The organism is Streptomyces sp. NPDC040718, assembly GCF_055593565.1.
In genome coordinates this window covers 98,727-118,697 of sequence record NZ_JBVIXO010000008.1, presented here as the reverse complement: position 1 = coordinate 118,697, position 19,971 = coordinate 98,727, and the positions used below count along the sequence as shown (strand labels likewise).

The 19,971-nt window shown below is 70.8% G+C and carries 22 protein-coding genes; 19 read left to right on the top strand and 3 right to left on the bottom strand.

Annotated elements, in window-relative coordinates:
- Positions 1 to 11 precede the first annotated feature (11 nt).
- From ACZ597_RS21205 to ACZ597_RS21195, 3 genes are all read right to left on the bottom strand, one after another.
- Positions 12 to 503 carry a hypothetical protein gene (locus ACZ597_RS21205; protein ID WP_471332301.1) on the bottom strand — a complete coding sequence of 164 codons (492 nt, stop codon included), beginning with the start codon at positions 501 to 503 and terminating at the stop codon, positions 12 to 14.
- Positions 504 to 558: 55 nt separating this feature from the next.
- Positions 559 to 2,202, bottom strand: a complete 1,644-nt coding sequence (locus ACZ597_RS21200; RefSeq protein ID WP_471332737.1) for an FAD-dependent oxidoreductase — start codon at positions 2,200 to 2,202, stop codon at positions 559 to 561.
- 107 nt (positions 2,203 to 2,309) lie between these two features.
- Positions 2,310 to 2,576 carry a UBP-type zinc finger domain-containing protein gene (locus tag ACZ597_RS21195; protein ID WP_471332734.1) on the bottom strand — a complete coding sequence of 89 codons (267 nt, stop codon included), beginning with the start codon at positions 2,574 to 2,576 and terminating at the stop codon, positions 2,310 to 2,312.
- A gap of 283 nt (positions 2,577 to 2,859) precedes the next feature.
- On the opposite strand from ACZ597_RS21195, the gene ACZ597_RS21190 reads away from it, so the two are divergent.
- From ACZ597_RS21190 to ACZ597_RS21100, 19 genes are all read left to right on the top strand, one after another.
- Positions 2,860 to 3,684, top strand: coding sequence for a type 1 glutamine amidotransferase domain-containing protein (locus ACZ597_RS21190; RefSeq protein WP_471332298.1), 825 nt, complete (start codon positions 2,860 to 2,862; stop codon positions 3,682 to 3,684).
- Positions 3,685 to 3,703: 19 nt separating this feature from the next.
- Positions 3,704 to 5,347: a thiamine pyrophosphate-binding protein gene (locus ACZ597_RS21185; protein ID WP_471332295.1), complete on the top strand. Its 1,644-nt coding sequence runs from the start codon at positions 3,704 to 3,706 to the stop codon at positions 5,345 to 5,347.
- A 67-nt stretch (positions 5,348 to 5,414) separates the two neighbouring features.
- Complete coding sequence (locus ACZ597_RS21180; protein ID WP_471332293.1) at positions 5,415 to 5,846, top strand: nuclear transport factor 2 family protein; 432 nt, start codon at positions 5,415 to 5,417, stop codon at positions 5,844 to 5,846.
- A gap of 13 nt (positions 5,847 to 5,859) precedes the next feature.
- Positions 5,860 to 6,315 carry a nuclear transport factor 2 family protein gene (locus tag ACZ597_RS21175; protein WP_471332290.1) on the top strand — a complete coding sequence of 152 codons (456 nt, stop codon included), beginning with the start codon at positions 5,860 to 5,862 and terminating at the stop codon, positions 6,313 to 6,315.
- Positions 6,316 to 6,331: 16 nt separating this feature from the next.
- Positions 6,332 to 6,703, top strand: coding sequence for a nuclear transport factor 2 family protein (locus ACZ597_RS21170; protein WP_471332287.1), 372 nt, complete (start codon positions 6,332 to 6,334; stop codon positions 6,701 to 6,703).
- Positions 6,704 to 6,716: 13 nt separating this feature from the next.
- On the top strand, positions 6,717 to 8,321 hold the full coding sequence (locus tag ACZ597_RS21165) for a GMC family oxidoreductase (RefSeq protein ID WP_471332283.1): 1,605 nt from the start codon (positions 6,717 to 6,719) through the stop codon (positions 8,319 to 8,321).
- Positions 8,314 to 8,925 (top strand): DJ-1/PfpI family protein, encoded by a 612-nt coding sequence (locus tag ACZ597_RS21160; protein WP_471332281.1) that lies wholly within the window; start codon positions 8,314 to 8,316, stop codon positions 8,923 to 8,925. Before ACZ597_RS21165 ends, ACZ597_RS21160 begins: the two co-directional genes overlap by 8 nt.
- The gene (locus ACZ597_RS21155) at positions 8,925 to 9,356 is read left to right on the top strand and encodes a VOC family protein (RefSeq protein WP_471332278.1); all 432 of its coding nucleotides are present in this window, start codon (positions 8,925 to 8,927) and stop codon (positions 9,354 to 9,356) included. The genes ACZ597_RS21160 and ACZ597_RS21155 overlap by 1 nt, the downstream gene beginning before the upstream one ends.
- 1 nt (position 9,357) lies before the next feature.
- Complete coding sequence (locus ACZ597_RS21150; RefSeq protein WP_471332275.1) at positions 9,358 to 11,181, top strand: AGE family epimerase/isomerase; 1,824 nt, start codon at positions 9,358 to 9,360, stop codon at positions 11,179 to 11,181.
- 40 nt (positions 11,182 to 11,221) lie between these two features.
- Positions 11,222 to 11,560, top strand: coding sequence for an STAS domain-containing protein (locus ACZ597_RS21145; protein ID WP_471332272.1), 339 nt, complete (start codon positions 11,222 to 11,224; stop codon positions 11,558 to 11,560).
- The gene (glgX, locus tag ACZ597_RS21140) at positions 11,557 to 13,701 is read left to right on the top strand and encodes a glycogen debranching protein GlgX (protein ID WP_471332269.1); all 2,145 of its coding nucleotides are present in this window, start codon (positions 11,557 to 11,559) and stop codon (positions 13,699 to 13,701) included. Before ACZ597_RS21145 ends, glgX begins: the two co-directional genes overlap by 4 nt.
- 27 nt (positions 13,702 to 13,728) lie before the next feature.
- Positions 13,729 to 14,040, top strand: a complete 312-nt coding sequence (locus ACZ597_RS21135) for an STAS domain-containing protein (RefSeq protein ID WP_007262990.1) — start codon at positions 13,729 to 13,731, stop codon at positions 14,038 to 14,040.
- Between the two features lie 26 nt (positions 14,041 to 14,066).
- The gene (locus ACZ597_RS21130) at positions 14,067 to 14,525 is read left to right on the top strand and encodes an ATP-binding protein (RefSeq protein ID WP_471332731.1); all 459 of its coding nucleotides are present in this window, start codon (positions 14,067 to 14,069) and stop codon (positions 14,523 to 14,525) included.
- The gene (locus tag ACZ597_RS21125) at positions 14,507 to 15,766 is read left to right on the top strand and encodes a PP2C family protein-serine/threonine phosphatase (RefSeq protein ID WP_471332266.1); all 1,260 of its coding nucleotides are present in this window, start codon (positions 14,507 to 14,509) and stop codon (positions 15,764 to 15,766) included. Before ACZ597_RS21130 ends, ACZ597_RS21125 begins: the two co-directional genes overlap by 19 nt.
- Positions 15,766 to 16,512, top strand: a complete 747-nt coding sequence (locus ACZ597_RS21120) for a MinD/ParA family ATP-binding protein (RefSeq protein WP_471332263.1) — start codon at positions 15,766 to 15,768, stop codon at positions 16,510 to 16,512. Before ACZ597_RS21125 ends, ACZ597_RS21120 begins: the two co-directional genes overlap by 1 nt.
- Before the next feature lie 69 nt (positions 16,513 to 16,581).
- Positions 16,582 to 17,322, top strand: coding sequence for a type 1 glutamine amidotransferase domain-containing protein (locus tag ACZ597_RS21115; RefSeq protein WP_471332260.1), 741 nt, complete (start codon positions 16,582 to 16,584; stop codon positions 17,320 to 17,322).
- 26 nt (positions 17,323 to 17,348) lie between these two features.
- Positions 17,349 to 18,833, top strand: coding sequence for an aldehyde dehydrogenase family protein (locus ACZ597_RS21110; protein WP_471332257.1), 1,485 nt, complete (start codon positions 17,349 to 17,351; stop codon positions 18,831 to 18,833).
- A 24-nt stretch (positions 18,834 to 18,857) separates the two neighbouring features.
- A complete protein-coding gene (locus tag ACZ597_RS21105; protein ID WP_471332254.1) occupies positions 18,858 to 19,478 on the top strand; it encodes an NADPH-dependent F420 reductase in 621 nt (206 codons plus the stop codon).
- Entirely contained in the window at positions 19,469 to 19,969 is a 501-nt protein-coding gene (locus ACZ597_RS21100) for a (2Fe-2S)-binding protein (RefSeq protein ID WP_471332251.1), read from the top strand. The genes ACZ597_RS21105 and ACZ597_RS21100 overlap by 10 nt, the downstream gene beginning before the upstream one ends.
- Positions 19,970 to 19,971 lie beyond the last annotated feature (2 nt).

Genomic DNA, 19,971 nt, shown 5'->3' with positions numbered 1-19,971 from the left:
CAGGTTTTCCGTCACTCGGACCCAGACTTCTGGATGTCCGGGCCCTGGGCGCGCACCTCCCGCACCTTGTCGAGGGAGTCCCGCAGCTCGGCGAGCCAGGCGTCGGCGTTGTCGCCGACGAGGCGCACGCACCACGCCAGGGCGTCCGCCCGGCTGCGCGCCACGCCGCCCGCGACCAGGGTGTCGAGCACCTGGCGCTCGGACTGGCGCAGCCGGGTCATGACGGGGACGGCGAGGTGGGTGAAGAGGACCGTCTCCTCACCCGACCGCACGCCCCAGGCGACCTTGCGGCGGTAGAGCTCCTCCGCCTCGCGGGCCACCTCCATCCGCTGCTCGCGGGTGCGCTCGCGGAACTCCTTGACCGACTCGGACGCCGGGGCCTTGCCGACGACCGTGATCTCCTCCCGGTCGACGGTGACCGAGACGAGTGACTCGTAGACGTCCACCGGCAGGCGCTCGGCGAACCACGCGCGGAGCTTCTCGCTCTGTTCGGCTGTAATCATGTAATCAACGTTGCATCCGCTCGCCTCGTGATCGCAAGGGTTCTCCCGTTCGCTCTCAGCCCATCGAGCGGTAGCGGTGGATCAGGGAGACCGCCATCGCGCCCTCGCCCACGCCCGACGCCACCCGCTTGACCGAGTGGGCGCGCACGTCACCCGCCGCGAAGACGCCGGGGACGCTGGTCTCCAGCGGGTACGGAGCCCGCTCCAGGCTCCACTCCGCCGGGAGTTCGCCGCCGTTGGCGATCAGGTCGGAGCCCGTGAGGACGAAGCCGTACTCGTCCCGCTCCACCACCCCGGCCAGCCAGTCCGTGTGCGGGCGGGCGCCGATGAAGGTGAACATGAACCGCGCCGGGACCTCGCGGTCCTCGCCCGTGTCGGCGTCGTGCAGGGTGATCCGCTCCAGGTGCTCGGCGCCGTGCAGGGCGGTGACGGTGGTGCGGACCCTCACCTCGATGTTGGGCGTGCGGTCGATCTCGTCGATCAGGTAGCGGGACATGCTCGCGTCCAGGGAGGCCGCGCGCACCAGGATCGTCACCCGGGCCGCGTACTTGGCGAAGTGGACCGCCGCCTGCCCGGCCGAGTTGGCGCCGCCCACGATGAACACGTGCTGGGAGATGCAGGCCGAGCTCTCCGTGGTCGCCGCGCCGTAGTAGAGCCCGGCGCCCTCGAAGCGGTCCGCGCCGGGCGCGTCGAGCCGGTTGTACGAGACCCCGGTCGCCAGCAGTACCGTCTCCGCGCTGATCTCCGTGCCGTCGGCCAGCGTCAGGATCTTCGCCGGGTCGTCCCGGGTCAGGGAGACCACCTCCACCGGGTGCAGGATCTCGGCGCCGAACCGGGAGGCCTGGATGGTGGCCCGGCGGGTCAGGTCCCCGCCGGAGAGGCCCGAGGGGAAGCCCAGGTAGTTCTCGATCAGGCTGGAGGTGCCCGCCTGGCCGCCGGGGGCGCGGGAGTCCAGCATCAGCGTGGACAGGCCCTCGGAGGCCGAGTACACCCCGGCGGCGAGCCCGGCCGGGCCGGCGCCGACGATGACGCACTCGTAGTGCGGGCGGGAGGCGGTGGTGGCCAGGCCCAGCCGCCGGGCGAGTTCGGTGTCGGTCGGGGCCGCCAGCACCGTGCCGTCCGGGAAGCGGACCAGCGGGAGGGCCGCGTCGGCCTGAGCGGCGGCGATCACCGTCAGCGCCTCGGGGTCCCGCTCGACGTTCAGGAAGCGGAACGGCTGCCCGTTGCGGGTGAAGAAGTCCCGGACGGCGTGGGTGCCGGGGGAGACCAGGTGGCCCGCGACGATGATCCCGTCGTAGGCCGGCCGGTAGGTGGCCAGCCAGTCGGAGAGCAGGTCGTCCAGTACCGGGAAGAGCCGCTCGTGCGGCGGGTCCCAGGGCTTGAGCAGGTAGTAGTCCAGCCGTACCCGGTTGATGGCGGTGATGGCCGCGTCGGTCTCCGCGTACGCCGTGAGCAGGACCCGGCGGGCGTCGGGGAAGCGGCTGACGGCCTCCAGCAGGAACTCCACCCCGGTGACGTCGGGCATCCGCTGGTCGACGAGGAACAGCGCGGGGTCGTGGCCGCGCTCGTCGAGGGAGTCCAGGATCTTCAGCGCGTCGGCGGCCGAGGAGGCGCCGAGCACCCGGTAGCGGTCGCCGTAGGCGCTGCGCAGGTCGCGGCGGACGGCCCGCAGCACCTGGGGGTCGTCGTCCACGGCCAGGATGACGGGCTTGCGGCTCTCGGCGCGCTCGGCGGCGGCCGTTGCGGTCGCCTTCGCCGTCGCGGCCGTCGTCGTGGCGGGGGCGGCGGCGCCCTCCGGGGCCGCGCTCACGCCGGGTCCAGCATCAGCTGGTCGGCGTAGCACCAGGCCCAGTCCTCGCCGGGCTCGTGCGAGGCCGCGATCGGGTGCGCGGTCGACTTGTAGTGCCGGGTGGCGTGGCGGTTCTTCGACGAGTCGCAGCATCCGACGTGTCCGCAGCTCAGGCACATCCGCAGGTGCACCCAGCCGTCACCCAGTCGCAGGCACTCCTCGCAGCCGTCGGCGGATGGCTTCACCGGACGTATCCGGTCGATGTGTGTGCACAACAACTCCATCGTCATCGTCCCCGTCCCTCTCCTCGCGCACTCGTACGCCCCGTCGCGCCCGTCCATCACGGCGCGTCCAGACCATAAATCGGGGATCCCGAAACGGTTCACCGATCCGGCCGAGGTCAGGAAGTCCGGCGGGTACTTCCTGACCTCGGCGGGCGACTAGGTGAGGTGGTGCCACCACCTTGCCCGCTACCTCACGTAGTCGCATTCGCGCGCTTTGACGAGGGCCCCGGGCGCACGCAGTGTGGGGGACGCAAACGACAACAGGCGGCGCCTGGAGGAATCTGTGAGCAGAAAGATTCTGGTCATTGTCTCCGAACACGGCTACTGGTCCGAGGAACTCATCGGACCCGTTTCCAAGTTCGACGAGCGGGGCTACGAGATCGTATTCGCCACGCCGACCGGAAAGCGCGCGCACGCACTTCCGCCGAGTCTCGACGCGAACTACGTGGACCCCCCGCTGGGCCGCTCGGTGACCACCGAGGAGAACGCCCGGCTGGGCCGCGAGTTCGAGCAGTCGAACCGGCTCGACTCACCGCTCGACATCGAGGCGTGGGTCCCCGAACGCCCTTACACGAGCGACGAGGGATACCTGCGCAAGCTGGAGCAGTACCACCGGGACCTGGACAAGATCGACGCCGATGTCGCGGAGTACGACGCGATCCTCATCGTCGGCGGCAGCGGCCCGATCGCGGACCTCGCCAACAACGAGCGCGTGCACGCCCTGATCCTGGCCTTCGAGAAGGCCGGCAAGGTCGTCGCCGCCGAGTGCTACGGCGTCGCCTGCCTGGCCTTCGCCCGGGACTGGGGCGACCGCAAGAGCATCATCTGGGGCAAGCACGTCACCGGCCACTGCAAGGAGTACGACTACAAGGACGGCACCGGATTCCTCGGCACCGACTTCAACATGGGCCCGCCGCCGTATCCGCTGGAGTACATCCTGCGCGATGCGACCGGCCCGCGCGGCGCCTATCACGGGAATTTCGGCCACCCTCTCTCGGTGATAGTCGACTATCCCTTCGTGACCGGCCGCTCCACCCCCGACTCGTACCTCACGGGGCAGAAGATCGTGGAAGTCCTGGAGGACGGTCTCACCCGCTACGGGTGGTAGGGGAAAAAGGGGGAGTCCGATGAATACCGAAGCCACTCCCGGACGGGAAAGGCTCATCGAACAGTTCAAGGCCGACGGTCTGAACGTCATGTTCGGAAATCCGGGCACGGTGGAACAGGGATTCCTCGACGCGGTGGACGCGGCGGCGGACTTCCAGTACGTCCTCGCCCTCCAGGAGACGGTGGCCGCGGGCATCGCCGACGGCTATGCCCGCGCCACCGGCGGCGCGGCCCTGCTCCAGCTGCACTCCGGCGTGGGGCTGGGCAACGGCATCGGCATGCTCTACCAGTCGCTGCGCGGCCACACCCCGCTCGTGGTGGTCGCCGGCGACGCCGGGGTGCGCTACGACGCCATGGACGCGCAGATGGCCTCCGACCTGGTGGCCATGGCCAAACCCGTCACCAAGTACGCGACCCGGGTCACCGACCCCCGGTCCGTGCTCCGCACGATCCGGCGGGCCGTCAAGATCGCCCTGACCCCGCCGCGCGGCCCCGTCTTCGTGGCCCTGCCCATGGACGTGCTGGACGAGCTCAACTCCGAGCCCGTGCTGCCCGCCACGGTGCCGCTCACCGACGTGGCGCCCTCCCCGGCCTCCGTCGCACGGGCGGCCGAGCTCCTCGCCGGCGCCGAGCACCCGGTGGTCCTCGTCGGCGACGGGGTCGCGCTCTCCGGCGCGCAGGCCGAACTCGCCGCCGTCGCCGAGCTGCTGGGCGCCGACGTGTACGAGGTCGACTCGTCCGAGGTGAACATCGCCGCCTCGCACCCGCTGCGCCGCGGCCAGACCGGTCACATGTTCGGCCCGCACAGCAAGGAGCTGGTCGGGCGGGCGGACGGGGTGCTGATCGTCGGCACCTACGTCTTCCCCGAGGTGTTCCCCGAACTGGAGAACCCCTTCCGGCCCGGCGCCAAGGTCGTGCACATCGACCTCAACGCCTACGAGATCGCCAAGAACCACCCCGTGGACCTGGGCCTGGCCGCCGACCCGCGGTACGCGCTGCGCGCGCTGGCCGGCGTACTGGAACAGCGGCTGACCCCGGCCCGGCGGGCGGCGGCGGCCGCGCGGCTGGACGTACGGACCCGCGAGCGGGCCCGGGCCGCGCTGGAGCGGACGGACGACGACACGCCGATGGCCGTCTTCCTGCGGACGCTCGCGGAACGCACCGGCGGGGACCTGATCGTCTTCGACGAGGCGCTGACGACCTCCCCGCTGGTCACCCGCCACCTGCCGCCCGAGCGGCCGGGCGACTACCACCTCACCCGCGGCGGCTCGCTCGGCGTCGGCTTCCCGGGAGCGGTCGGCGCCAAGCTCGCCCACCCGGACCGGCTCGTCGTCGGCTTCGCGGGCGACGGCGGGTCGATGTACACCTACCAGGCGCTGTGGACGGCGGTCCGGCACGGCATCGCCGCCAAGTTCGTGGTCTGCAACAACCGCAAGTACCGGCTGCTCGACGACAACATCGCCCAGTACTGGCGGGAGCGGGACATCGCGGAACACCCGTTCCCGGGCTCCTTCGACCTCTCCCGCCCCGAGATCGACTTCGCCGGGCTGGCCCGGGCGCTGGGCGCCGAGGGGACCCGGGTGGAGAAGCCCGACGAGGCCGCGGCGGCCGTCACCCGGATGCTGGCCCACCCCGGGCCGTACCTGGTCGACGTCCAGGTCTGAGCAGCGCCCGCACCCCGGCCCGGCCGGGGCACACCACGCGACACACCGACGGACAGGAGGAGACCGCATGCCCGCCGAGCGGCTGACCGAGGACGCGATCCGCGCCTTCGCCGAGAACTGGTACGTGGCCCTGGACCGGCACCTCCCGCTGGAGCAGGTCCTCGCCCTCATCACCGAGGACCTGGAGTTCAAGGTTCCCGAGGACACCTTCCTCGGGCACCAGGGCTTCGGCCGCTGGTACGACGCCGTCACCAACCGGTTCTTCGACGAGGTGCACACGGTCACCAAGGTGGAGCCGGTCATCGAGGGCGACCGGGCCGTCGTCCGGGTCCTCGTCAACTGGCAGGCCAAGATCTGGGACCCGCCGGCCGCCCGCAGCCAGTGGCTGGGCTTCGACGCCGACCAGACCTGGACGGTCCTGGCGGGCGACGACGGGCCGCTGATCAAGCAGTACACCGTCAACGAACTGGCGCCGATGCCCGGTTCGGGCTCGCTCTGAGGGGGCGGCGGCGATGACCGGAGTGACACGCGAGCGGGTCGAGGCCGCCTACCGGGCGCTGGGCTCCGGCGACCGTGCCCGGATCCTCGACTACTACGCCGAGGACCTGCGCTGGCTGGTGCCGGGCAACCACCCGCTCGCCGGCTGGTACGAGGGGCTGGACGCCTTCCTGGAGCTGATGGGCCAGACCCACAAGCTCACCGGCGGCACCTTCCGGATGGACCTGGAGGCGGTCCTCGTCGGGGAGGACTGCAGCGCCGACGTGTGCCGCAACGTCGCCCTGCGCGACGGCGCCGACCCGGCGAGCACCTCTCCGTACGAGCGGATGGACTACCAGGTCTTCCACTTCGTGCGGTGGCGGGACGGCCGGATCACCGAGGGCCGCGACGGGCTCTTCGGGGACACGGCGGCCGCCTTCAGCCAGTTCTGGGCACCGTTCGCGCCGGACGGGACCCGCAGGGACCGATAGGGGGATGAGAGACGCGATGGACGCCCGAGAGATCCTGACCAAGTACTACCAGTACGCCAACGCGGGGGACTGGGACCGCTGGTGCGACCTGTTCGCCGAGGACCAGGTCATGGACGAGCAGCTCGCCGGACACATCGAGGGCCTGGAGACCCTGCGCTCGATGATGAAGGGCATGGGGACCATGTACCGGGTCTTCCGCAACGAGCCCGTGCACTTCCTGGTCGACGGGACCAAGGCCGCGGCCGTCTCCCACCTCAGCGCCGTCAGCGCCTCCGGCGAGGCCGTCGAGGCCGAGGTGATGAACTACTTCGAGATCGTGGACGGACGGATCGCCTACATGGCGAACTACCACGACACCGCCCCCTTCCAGGTGCTGGGCCAGGGCTGAGGGGACCGGACTCGTGGCCACGGAACAGTACGACTACGTGATCGTCGGCTCCGGCACCGCCGGCAGCGTCCTCGCGAACCGCCTCTCCGAGGACCCGGACGTCTCCGTCCTGGTCCTGGAGGCCGGCGGCCCCCGCATCCCGCCCGAGGTGGACGATCCGTCCTCCTGGTACAAGCTGCTCGGCGGGCCCGTCGACTGGGGCTACACCAGCGTCCCGCAGCCGGGCCTCGGCGGACGCCGTACGTACGAACCGCGCGGCAAGGCCCCCGGCGGCAGCAGCAACCTCTACATCATGATGCACATCCGGGGCCACGCCTCGGACTTCGACAACTGGGCCTACCAGGGCGCGGCCGGCTGGGCGTACGAGGACGTCCTGCCGTACTTCGCCCTGCTGGAGGGCCAGGAGGACGCCACCGCCGCCACCACCGGCACGGCCGGCCCGCAGCGGATCACCAACGCCGGACGGCACGGCCCCAACCCCGTCTCCCGCGCCTTCATCGACGCCGCCGTCGAGCTCGGCCACCAGGAGATCGCCGACTTCAACACCGACGGCCCCCGGCGCGGCCTCTTCGGCACCGGCTGGCACCACATCGACGTCGCCGACGGCCGCCGCCAGGGCACCCTGGCCGCCTACCTGGAGCCGGCGCTCGTCCGCCCCAACCTGACCCTGCGCACCAGCGCCCAGTCCACCCGGCTGCTCTTCGACGGCGACACCTGCACGGGCGTCGAGTACGTCCGGCTCCGGGCCCCCGCCGACGTCCCGGGCCGCACGGTACGGGACGGCCACAGCACGACACCGGCCCCCGGGCCGCACACCGTACGGGCCCGGCGCGAGGTGATCGTGGCGGCCGGGGCCATCGAGTCCCCGAAGCTGCTGCTGCTCTCCGGCATCGGGCACCCCGAGCGGCTGCGCGAACACGGCATCGCGGTCACCGCGGCGCTGCCCGGGGTCGGCGAGAACTTCCACAACCACGTCCTGACCGGGCTGATGGCCGAGGTCGCCCAGGAACTCCCGCCGCCGGCGCAGAACCTGTCCGAGAGCGCCCTGTTCCTGTCCTCCCGGCCCGGACTGCCCGCCCCGGACCTCCAGATCGCCTTCGTCCACGTCCCGTTCGACGTGATCGTCGGCAAGGACCACCCGAACACCGTCTCCATCCTGCCCGGCGTCGTACGCCCGGTCTCGCGCGGCTGGATCAGGCTCGCGAGCGCCGACCCGCTGGCCCACCCGCTGATCCACCCGAACTACCTGGGCGACCGGTGGGACCTGGAGCGGATGGTGCAGGGCGTCAAGCTCGCCCGGGAGCTCTTCGCGACCTCCGCCTTCTCGCCCTGGTACAAGCAGGAGCTCCAGCCCGGCCCGGGCTCCGTCTCCGACGAGGAGCTGCGGACCTTCGTACGGCAGAAGGCGGAGAGCTACCACCACCAGGCCGGCTCCTGCCGCATGGGCGTCGACGACCTCGCGGTCGTCGACCCCGAGCTGCGGGTGCACGGCGTACGCAACCTGCGCGTCGTCGACGCCAGCGTGATGCCCGCCGTCCCGTCGGGCAACTGCCACACCGCCATCGCGATGATCGCCGAGCGCGCGGCGGACTTCCTGAGGGGGATCTCCCGTGCCTGACGTGGTCCTGCGCGAGGGGGCGCTGACCGGGACCAGGATCGCGGTCCTGGTCGAGAGCGACTTCTACGAACCGGAGATCTTCTACTACCAGCGCCGGTTCGCCGAGGAAGGGGCCGAGGTCGACTTCCTGACCCGGCTGTGGGGCAACGACTCCATCACCTTCACCGGGCACGAGTACCGCGCGCCCTTCACCGCGGCCAAGTCCCTGGAGGGGCTGGACGACGATGGGCTGCGCGGCTACGCCGCCGTCATCGTGCCCTCCGGCATGGTCGCCGACCGGCTGCGCTACACCGAGGACGTGGACGTCCTCGCCCCGGCGACGGAGTTCCTGCGCCGGGCCTTCGAGGAGCCGACCGTCCTCAAGGGGATCATCTGCCACGGCATGTGGCTGGCCTCCTCGATCCCGGACAAGGTGCGCGGCCGCAAGGTGGTCTGCCACAACAACCTCATCGGGGACGTCCGCAACATGGGCGCCCAGTACGTCGACGAGGACGTGGTGGTCGACGGGGACCTCGTCACCGGCCGTACCGGCGCCCACCACCACCTCTTCGCCCGCCGGATCATCGAACTGCTCGCGGCGGGCCGGGGCCGGGGGAGCGCCTGATGGGGGCGATGGCCTGGTCGCACGTGGGCCTCAACTGCGCCGACCAGAAGACCACCGAGGAGTTCTACACCCGGTACTTCGGCTTCGCCCGGGCCCGGGTGGTCGACCTCGGCGCCACGCAGATCGTCTTCCTGCGCAAGGGGGACGCGTACCTGGAGCTCTTCGCGACGGCCGAGCCGGCCGCCCGCACCGCGCACGAGGACGGCCCGCCGGCCCCGGGCCGGATACGCCACCTGGCCTTCCAGACCGACAGCGTCGACGCGTTCCTCGCGGAGTTGGGCGATGCGGCCGAGGTGACGCTGGGCCCGCTGGACTTCGACGACTTCATCTGCGGCTGGCGGACCGTCTGGGTGCGCGACCCCGACGGGGTGATCGTCGAGGTCAGCCAGGGGTACGAGGACGACCGCTCACACGACAAGGACGGTGCATGACATGGCGGGCTCGCTGAACTTCTCCTTTTCCGACACGATCGCGGGCTACGTGGTCCGCTTCGACTCCTCGGCCCGGCTGCTGCGGCTGAAGACCACCGACGACCGCGAGTTCGAGGTCTCCCTCGCCTCCGGCCCCAGCGCCGAGCTGGTCCGCAACCTGGACGAGCCGTACGTCGACGCCTCCGGGCACGTCGACGAGATGCTCTCCCCGGGCCGGTTCCTCTTCGCCTACGGGGTCCACTACCCCGAGCAGGGCGGGCGCTTCGAGGCCAAGCGGCTGGTGTTCCTGGGCCGCGGCGCCGAGGACTACCGCTTCGAGGAGGCCGGCTGGTGGATCCGGCAGATCGAGTCGCTGGCCGACTTCTACAAGCGGGCCCAGTTCGGCGACGGCCCGGTGGACTTCACCGAGTACCGCACCGAGATCCGCCTCGGCGGCGACAAGACCGCCAGCCACGTCCAGGAGACCGACACCATCTCCCGCCTGGTCTACGGCATGGCCTCGGCCTACCTGCTCACCGGCAAGGACGAGTACCTGGAGATCGCCGAGCGCGGCACCGAGTACCTGCGCAAGCACATGCGGGTCGTGGACAGCGAGGAGGACGTGGTCTTCTGGTACCACGGCATCAGCGTCGACGGTGACAGCGAGCGCAAGCTCTTCACCTCGGAGTTCTCCGACGACTACGACGCGATCCCGATGTACGAGCAGATCTACGCGCTGGCCGGCCCCGTCCAGACCTACCGGATCACCGGCGACGTCCGGATCAGGAACGACGCCGACGCCACCATCCGGCTCTTCGACAAGTTCTTCAAGGACGAGGAGCAGGGCGGGTACTACTCGCACATCGACCCGATCCTCTTCAGCGCCGACCACGAGTCCCTCGGCGAGAACGCCGAGCGCAAGAACTGGAACTCGGTCGGCGACCACGCGCCCGCGTACCTCGTCAACCTGTACCTGGCGACCGGCGAGCAGAAGTACGCCGACTTCCTGGAGTACACCTTCGACACCATCGCGGACCGGTTCCCGGACTACAAGAACAGCCCGTTCGTCCAGGAGCGCTTCTTCCGCGACTGGTCGCACGACACCGCGCACAGCTGGCAGCAGAACCGCGCGGTCGTCGGGCACAACCTGAAGATCGCCTGGAACCTGATGCGGATGAACTCGCTGAAGGCCAAGCCCGCCTACGAGCAGCTCGCCAGGAAGATCGGCGAGATCATGCCGGCCGTCGGCAGCGACCGGCAGCGCGGCGGCTGGTACGACGTCGTGGAGCGCGTGAAGGAGGGCGACCAGGAGGCGTACCGGTTCGCCTGGCACGACCGCAAGGCCTGGTGGCAGCAGGAGCAGGCGATCCTCGCCTACCTCATCCTGAACGGCACGGTCGGCGGCGACGCGAACCTGCGCGAGGCGCGCCAGGCCCAGGCCTTCTACAACACCTTCTTCCTCGACCACGACGAGGGGGCGGTCTACTTCAACGTGCTCGCCAGCGGTACGCCGTACCTGCTCGGCACGGAGCGGCTCAAGGGCAGCCACTCGATGTCCATGTACCACTCGGCGGAGCTCTGCTACCTGGCCGCCGTCTACAACAACCTTCTCATCAACGGCCGGGAGATGGACTTCCACTTCCAGCCCGACCCGACCGACCTGCCCGACCGGATCCTGCGCGTCTCGCCCGACCTGCTGCCCGCGGGCTCGGTGCGGATCGCGTCCGTGGAGATCGACGAGAAGCCCTACGAGGAGTTCGACTCCGAGGCGCTGACCGTCCACCTCCCCGACGTCCAGGGCCGGGTCAAGGTCAAGGTCCGGCTCCGGCCGGTGAACAAGCAGTAGTGCCCACGGGGGGCGCCCCAACAAGAGGGGAAAGCAGGCAATGAGTCTGAACGTGAAGGAACGCCGGAACAAGACGGCCACCGTGCTCGTCGCCACCGGCGAGATCAACAGCGAGACCTCCGGCACCCTGCTGGAGTCCCTGCTGCCGCTGGTCCGCGAGGGCCGGCCGCTGCGGATCGACCTGACGGCCGTCACCTACGTCTCCAGCGCCGGGCTGCGCACGCTGCTCGTCGTCTACCGCGAGGCGCAGCACGCCGGGGTCGCGGTCACCCTCTACGGGGTGAGCGAGGAAGTCCGGTTCGTCATGTCGGCCACCGGGTTCCTCGACTTCTTCGAGACCGGCGAGGCGGCCGCCGCCAGGGCCAGGGCCGCGCGATGAGCGAGGCCCGCTCCGAGCAGGTGCTGCGCGTGGACGCCTACCCGACCCACGAGGTGGGCGGGTACCGCGTCCGCGCGGGCAAGCCGTTCCCCTTCGGGGCCAACGTGGTCCCCGGCGGGGTCAGTTTCTCCGTCTTCTCCGACCAGGCGACCTCCATGTCGCTGGTCATCTACAAGCGCGGAGAGCCCGAGCCGATGGCCGAGCTGGAATTCCCCGAGGAGTTCCGCACCGGCAGCGTCTTCGCCATGACGGTCTTCGGCCTCGACCACGAGAACATCGAGTACGGGTACCGGGCCGACGGCCCCTACGACCCGGCCACCGGCCACCGCTTCGACGCGCGGCAGGTCCTCTCCGACCCCTACGCCCGGCTGATCGCGGGCCGGGACGTGTGGGGCGTGGAACCGGACCGCAGCCGCGGCTACCAGTACCGTTCGCGGGTCTGCCTCCAGGACTTCGACTGGGGCGACGACACCCCGCTGCGGATCCCCGCCGAGGACCTCGTCGTGTACGAGGCCCACGTGCGCGGCTTCACCCGGCACCCGTCCTCGCAGGTCACGGCCCCCGGCACCTTCGCGGGGCTGCGGGAGAAGATCCCGTACCTGAAGGAGCTCGGGATCAACTGCATCGAGCTGCTGCCCGTCTTCGAGTTCGACGAGAGCGACAACCCGCGCACCAACCCCGAGACCGGCGAGAAGCTCTACGACTACTGGGGCTACAACACCGTCTCCTTCTTCGCGCCGAAGGCCGGCTACGCGGCCACCGGACGCTACGGCATGCAGGGCGACGAGTTCCGCACCCTGATCAAGGACCTGCACGCCGCCGGCATCGAGGTCATCCTCGACGTCGTCTTCAACCACACCGCCGAGGGCAACGAGCAGGGCCCGACCATCTCCTTCAAGGGCCTGGACAACGCCACGTACTACATGCTCACGCCCGAGGGGTACTACTTCAACTTCAGCGGCACCGGCAACACGGTCAACTGCAACCACCCCGTGGTCCGCAACTACGTCCTGGACTGCCTGCGCCACTGGGTCGCCGACTACCACATCGACGGCTTCCGCTTCGACCTCGCCGCCATCCTCGGCCGGGACCTGGACGGCACCCCGCTGCCCAACCCGCCGCTGCTGGAGATGCTCGCCTTCGACCCGGTCCTGCGGCACACCAAGCTCATCGCGGAGGCGTGGGACGCCGGCGGCCTCTACGAGGTCGGCAACTTCCCGGCCTACGGGCGCTGGGCCGAGTGGAACGGCAAGTACCGGGACACCGTCCGCCGCTTCCTCAAGGGCGACCCCGGGGTCACCGGCGAACTCGCCACCCGCGTCGCGGGCTCGCCCGACCTCTACACCGGCCGCGGGACCTCGGCCTCGGTCAACTTCCTGACGGCGCACGACGGTTTCAGCCTGGCCGACCTGGTCTCGTACAACGACAAGCACAACGGGGCCAACGGCGAGGGCAACGGCGACGGCGCCAACGACAACAACAGCTGGAACTGCGGGGTCGAGGGACCCACCGACGACCCCGAGGTCAACGCGCTGCGCGTGCGGCAGATGAAGAACGCCCTCGCGATCCTCTTCACCAGCCAGGGCATCCCGATGCTGCTGTCCGGGGACGAGGTCGCGCGGACCCAGCAGGGCAACAACAACACGTACTGCCAGGACAACGAGCTGTCCTGGTTCGACTGGGACCAGGTCGACGAGAACGCCGAACTGCTCCGGTTCACCCGCCAGATGATCGCCTTCCGTGGACACCACCGCGAGCTGCGCTCCACCTCGCACCCCACCGGACGGCTCCGGGAGGGCCTCGGCCTGCCCGACATCAGCTGGCACGGGGAGCGGGCCTGGCAGCCCGACTGGTCGGCGGACAGCCGGCTGCTGGCGGTGGCCCGCTGCGGCACCGGCGACCAGGACGTGGTGTACGTGGCCATGAACTCCCACTGGGAGGCCCACGACCTGGAACTGCCCGCCCTGCCCGGCGGCCGCAGCTGGCACCTGTTCGCCGACACCGGCGCCGAGGCGCCGCACGACATCCGCACGCCGGGCGCGGAACAGGAGCTCGACAACGCCGGCAAGTACCTGATCGGCCCGCGCTCGGTCGTGATCCTGGTCGGCCGCGCAACGGACCCCGAACCCCGGGACGACTGACCCGCCCAGACCGAAGGAGACCCTGACATGCCGCTTTCCGTGTCCCTGAGCATCGAGGGCGACACCACCGTGATCGAACTGACGGGCGAGCTGGACGCCAAGACCGCCCCGGAGTTCCACCAGACGATCGAGAAGGCAGCCGGGCACGGCACCGGCACCGTCGAGATCCGGATGGCCGGGGTCGGCTACATGGCCAGCGCCGGCCTGCGCTCCCTGGTCTTCGCCCAGCAGAAGGTGGGGGGCGAGGTCACCATCAAGGTGACCGGCGCCATCGAGCCCGTCGCCCGGACCATCCGTACGGCCGGGCTCGACCGCAGCATCGTCCTCTCCGATGACTGAGCAGCCCGCCCGGAACGGTGACTGAGATGGTGGAACTGGCGAGGAAGCCCGCCGTACTGGACGTGCCCGCGACGGTGGGGGCACTGGGCGAGATCGCCGCGTTCGTCCTGCGGCTGGCCGGCCGGGCGGGCCTCGGCAAGGGGGCCACGTACCGGATCCGGCTGGCCGTGGACGAGCTGGCCACCAACATCGTGATGCACGGGTACCGGGGCGGCAGCGGACGGATCACCGTCCGCGGCCGCTCCGGGCCCGACGGGGTGCGGATCGTCATCGAGGACACCGCCCCCGCGTTCGATCCCGTCGCCGGCCGCCTGCCCCCCGCCCCCGGGATCCCCCCGGAACGGCGCAGGGTCGGCGGTCTCGGCATCCACCTGGCCCTGACCAGCGTGGACTCGTACGCCTATGCCCGCAGGGACGGCCGGAACGTCAGCACGCTGACCGTGAAGGCCGATGAGGGGACGGACGCATGCCCTCCACGACCGTGATCATCCTGGACGTGTACCCGCCGCCGCCCGTCGAACTGCTGGACGCGCTGCGGCTGATGGACGCCGAACTCGTCCCCCGCACCCTGGGGGAACTGCTGCGCGGCCGCCTCGAACTGCTGCCCGTCGCGGACGTACTGCTCGCCCCCGCCGAAGCCGACGGGGAGACCGTGCGCAGCGCCGTGCGCCGGCTGCGGCGCTGGGCCGGCGCGCCCATCGTCGTCGTCTGGACCGTCCGGGAGTTCGCCGCCCTGGAGCGGCACGTCCGCCTCGGCCACGACTACCTCGTCCCGCCCTTCCTGCCCGCCCTGGTCGGAGCCCGGCTGCACAGCTGCACCGAACGTGCCGGACTCGGACGCACCCTGCGCGAGGCCGACGCCCGCGCCGAACTCATGGGCTACGAGAAGGAGCTGGAGATCGGCCGCGAGATCCAGGCCGGCTTCCTGCCCGAGGCGCTGCCCGTCCCCGACGGCTGGGAGATCGACGTGCGCTTCCGGCCCGCCCGGCAGGTCGCCGGGGACTTCTACGACGTCTTCGAGATCTCCCGGGGCCGGCGCCTCGCGGTGGTCGTCGCCGACGTCTGCGACAAGGGCGTCGGCGCGGCCCTGTTCATGGCCCTCATCCGCTCCCTGCTCCGCCACACCGCCGAGAACAGCGGGCTCCAGCACCTGATGGCCGCCGGCCGCACCGGCGGCAGCCGCCGCACCCCGGTCGTCGGGGCCACCCCGCTGCTCGACGCGGTCACCGCCACCAACGGCTACCTCACCCGGAACCATCTGAGGCAGGGCTACTTCGCCACCCTGTTCTTCGGCGTCCTTGACCCGCGGACCGGCAGCCTCGTCTACATCAACGGCGGCCACAACCCGCCCCTGCTGCTCTCCGGCGACGGCTCCGTACCCCGGGCCCTGGAGGTCACGGGGCCGGCGGTCGGGGTGCTCCCCGACTGCGTCTACACCCTCGGCTACGCCCAGCTGAACCCCGGCGACACCCTCTTCGTGTTCACCGACGGAGTGCCCGAGGCCCGCTGTCCCGACGGCAGCTTCCTCGGTGACGAGAGGATGCTGGAACTGCTCGCGGGCCCCCCTGCGAGCGGCCGGGACGCGGTCGACCTGATGGACCGGGCGGTGCGCGAGCACACCGGCACCGCCGAACAGCACGACGACGTCACCATGCTGGCCGTGCACCGGCCGCGTACGGCGCGGGGGCCGCACGCGGACGACACCGGCTACCGGGTGGTGGCCTGATGACCCGGACCATCGTGGTGCACTCGCACCGCGGCGGCACCGGGAAGTCCTCGGTGCTGGCGAACCTCGCGCTGCTGCTGGCGGCCGAGGGGCGCCGGGTGGGGGTGGTCGACACGGACCTCCAGTCGCCCACCCTGGACCTGCTGTTCCGGCTCGGGCCCGGCACCGGCTCGCTGGCCGACTACCTCCTCGGCCGCTGCGAGATCGAGACCGCGGCCCGGACCACCGCCGTGCCCGGGCTGTACGTCGTACCGGCCCGGACCGGGACGGCGGCCCTGCGGGAGCTGATGACCACCGGGTACGACGTGGGACTGCTCCCGGAGGGCTTCGACCGGCTGGCGCGGAGCCACGTGCTCGACGTCCTGCTGCTCGACACGCACGCCGGGCTCAACAACGAGTCGGTGACCGCCATGGGCAGCGCCGACATCGTGCTGATCATGGCGAGGGCCGACCGGGTCGACCTCTCCGGAGCGGAGGAGACCATCGCCCTGGCCGGGCGGCTGGCCTGCCGGCGGGCCCTGGTGCTGAGCATGGCACCCGAGGGCGTCGACCGGGAGGCGGTGGCCCGCAGGGCCGAGGAGGTATACGGCGCCCCCCTGGCCGGAATTCTCCCGTACGTTCCGGAAATGGCGGCCCTCTACGGAGAGCGCATATTCGCGGAAGCCCTTCCCGGCCACCCCCTGGTCGGTGAATTCCGCACGATCCTCACGGCGTTGGACGCACGTGACGAAGTATCGCGGGCCTGACGCCGCCCCCTTACGCCCCTCGCGAAGGGGCGTGTTGAATCGGCAGCGATCCAGAACAAGGAGAGAATCATGAGGATTCTCGTCGTCTTGACGGCAAAGGCCACCCTCCATCTGCTGGACGGGGAACAGCACCCCTCGGGATTCTGGGCCGAGGAATTCGCCGTTCCCTATACCCTCTTCCGAGCAGCCGGCCACACCGTCGACGTGGCGACGATCGGGGGCGAGGTCCCCACGGTCGACCGGACCAGCATCGACCCCGACTTCCTGCGGTGGGTCCGCCCCGAGGGCTCCCCGGACCAGGACACGGCCAACGCGGCCGAGTACGTCCGCGTCATCGAACAGACCCCCCAGCTGAAACAGCCCCTCGCGGTGGAATCCCTCGAAGAGAAGGACATCGCCGAGTACGACGGCATCTACGTCAGCGGCGGCCACGGAGCCATCGGCGACCTGCCCAAGTCCGACGAGCTGGCGCAGCTGCTGCGCTGGGCCATCGGCCAGGACAAGCCGCTCGCCACCGTCTGCCACGGCCACACCGCACTGCTGTCCCTGCGGGACGGCGAGGGCCGCTGGCCCTTCGAGGGATACCGGATGACCGCCTTCTCGCATGCAGAGGAACTGGTCACCAACATGGCCGGCCGGCTCCCGCTCATCCTCGAAGCCGAGCTGACCAGACTGGGCGCCCGCTACGAGAAGGCCGACGCGATCTGGGACTCGCACGTCGTCGTGGACCGCAGGCTCACGACCGGTCAGAACCCCTACTCCTCCAAGGCCCTCGCCGAGACCTTCCTACGGCAGCTCGGCGACGGCTAGCCCCCGCGACACCGGAAGGTGCAGCCATGACCAAGCGCGTGCTCAGCGACCACCCCCTGGCCAACCCCGGGAAGCTGTTCATCGGCGGCCGATGGGTCCCCGCCCGGGACGGCCGTACGGAGCCGGACATCAGCCCGATCGACGGCCAGGAGATCGTGCCGGTGGCCCAGGCCGCCGCGACCGACGCGGACGCCGCCGTCGCGGCCGCCCGCGCGGCGTACGAGGAAGGGCCGTGGAGCCGGCTGTCCGCCCAGGAGCGCGCGCTGCGGCTGAACCGCGTCGGCGAGCTGATCGAACGGGACCTGGAGGAGATAGCCCTGCTGGAAACGGTGGACATGGGCAAGCCGTTCGCCTTCTCCAGCACCGTCGACGCCCCCATGGCCGCCCAGCTGATGCACTACTACGCCGGCGCGGTCACCCGGGTCGACGGCTCCTCCAGGGCCCCCGCCGGCGGACAGCTCGCCTACACCCTGCGCGAACCCCTCGGCGTGGTGTGCGCCATCACCCCCTTCAACTTCCCGCTCCTGCTGTCGATGACCAAGATCGCCCCGGCCCTCGCGGCCGGGAACACGGTCGTCCACAAGCCCTCCCCGGCCACCCCGCTCACCGCGCTGAAGATCGCCGAGCTCTTCCAGGAGGCGGAGATCCCCGACGGCGTCCTCAACGTCGTCACCGGTCCCGGCGTGGAACTGGGGGAGACCCTCACAGGCCACCCGGACATCGACAAGATCGCCTTCACCGGCTCCACCGCGGTCGGCCAGTCGATCATCCGCAAGTCCGCCGGCACCCTGAAGAAGGTCACGATGGAACTCGGCGGCAAGTCCGCCAACATCGTCTTCGCCGACGCCGACCTCGACGCCGCCGAGGAACTCGCCTTCTTCGGCATCTACTACAACAAGGGCGAGATCTGCACCGCCGGCTCCCGGCTCCTGCTGCAGCGCCCCGTCCACGACGAGATGGTCGAACGCCTGGTCCGCCGGGCCGCCGCCCTCAAGCCCGGGGACCCCCGGGACCCCGAGACCCTCTTCGGGCCGCTCGCCCACCGCGCCCAGTTCGACAAGGTCAGCTCCTACATCGAGGTCGGCGAGAAGGAAGGCGCCCTGCTGCGCACCGGAGGCACCGGCTGGACCCCCGAAGGGGCCTCCAGCCAGGGCCTGTACTTCCTGCCCACCGTCTTCACCGGCGTCGACAACGGCATGCGGATCGCCCAGGAGGAGATCTTCGGACCCGTCCTGTCGGTCATCCCCTTCGACACCGAGGAGGACGCCGTACGCATCGCCAACGACAGCGCGTACGGCCTCGCCGCCGGCGTCCACACCAAGGACCTGCGGCGGGCCCACCGGGTCGCCTCCCAGATCAAGGCCGGGACGGTCTGGGTCAATTGCTACAACCAGTACGACCCCTCCGTGCCCTACGGCGGCTACAAGGCCTCCGGCTACGGGCGCGAGTGCGGACCCGAATCCCTTGAGAGCTACACCCAGACCAAGTCGGTCTGGATCGGCATGGACTGACACCACACCATCGAGGAGCCACTCATGCGGACAGGCATCATCGGCACCGGCCGGATCGGCTCGACCCTCGCGAGGATCCTGGTGGCGGCCGGCCATCCGGTCGTCCTCGCCAACGCCACCGGGCCGGGCACGCTCGCCCCGCTCCTGGCCGAACTCGGCCCCGCCGCGGCGGCGGCACACCCCGTCGAGGCGGCGGGCGAGGCCGACCTGCTGGTGCTGATGGTGCCCTTCGCCGGCGTCCGCGGGCTGCTGCCCCCGCACGTCGTCCAGGACAAGGTGCTGGTGGACGCCACCAACGCGTTCAGCGGCCCCGGCACCCCCGCCGACCTCGGCGAGCGCGGCTCCAGCGAACTCGTCGCCGAGTGGTACCCCGGCGCCCGGGTCGTGAAATCCCTGAACACCATGCATTTCGAAACCCTCGCCGTCGCCGGCACCGCCTCCGGCCGCACGGCATCGCAGCGCCTCGCCCATTACACGGCGGGCGACGACACGAAGGCGAAGGAAATCGTCGCCGGAATCATCACCGACCTCGGATACGCCCCCGTCGACACCGGCCCGCTGCACTCGGGAGGAATTCTCCAGCAGCCCGGCGGTCCCCTCTTCAACCGGTCGCTCACGGAAGCGCAGGCGCTCGCATGGATCTGACGCGCATCGAACTCACCCTGCACGTGAACGGAAGACCCGAGGAGTTCGCGGCCCCGCCGAGCGAACTCCTCGTGGAACGGCTCCGCGACGGACTCGGGCTCACCGGCACCAAGGTGGGCTGCGACACCGGCCAGTGCGGGACCTGCGTGGTCCGCCTCGACGGCAGGTCCGTCAAGAGCTGCCTGATCCTCACCGCCTCCGCCGCGGGCTCCGAGGTCACCACCATCGAGGGCGTCACCACCCCCGGCGGGGAGCTGACCGGCCTCCAGGAGGCACTGCGCCAGGAGCACGGCACCCAGTGCGGCTTCTGCACCCCCGGCATGGTGATGGCCCTCGGCGAGCTCGTCGACAACACCTCGGGCGGACCGCCCCCCACCGAGCCCGAGATCCGCGAATGGCTCACCGGCAACCTGTGCCGCTGCACCGGCTACCACAGCGTGGTCCGCGGAGTGCAGCGCGCCTGCGCCCCCGCCGAACCCGAGGGGCGGTGACC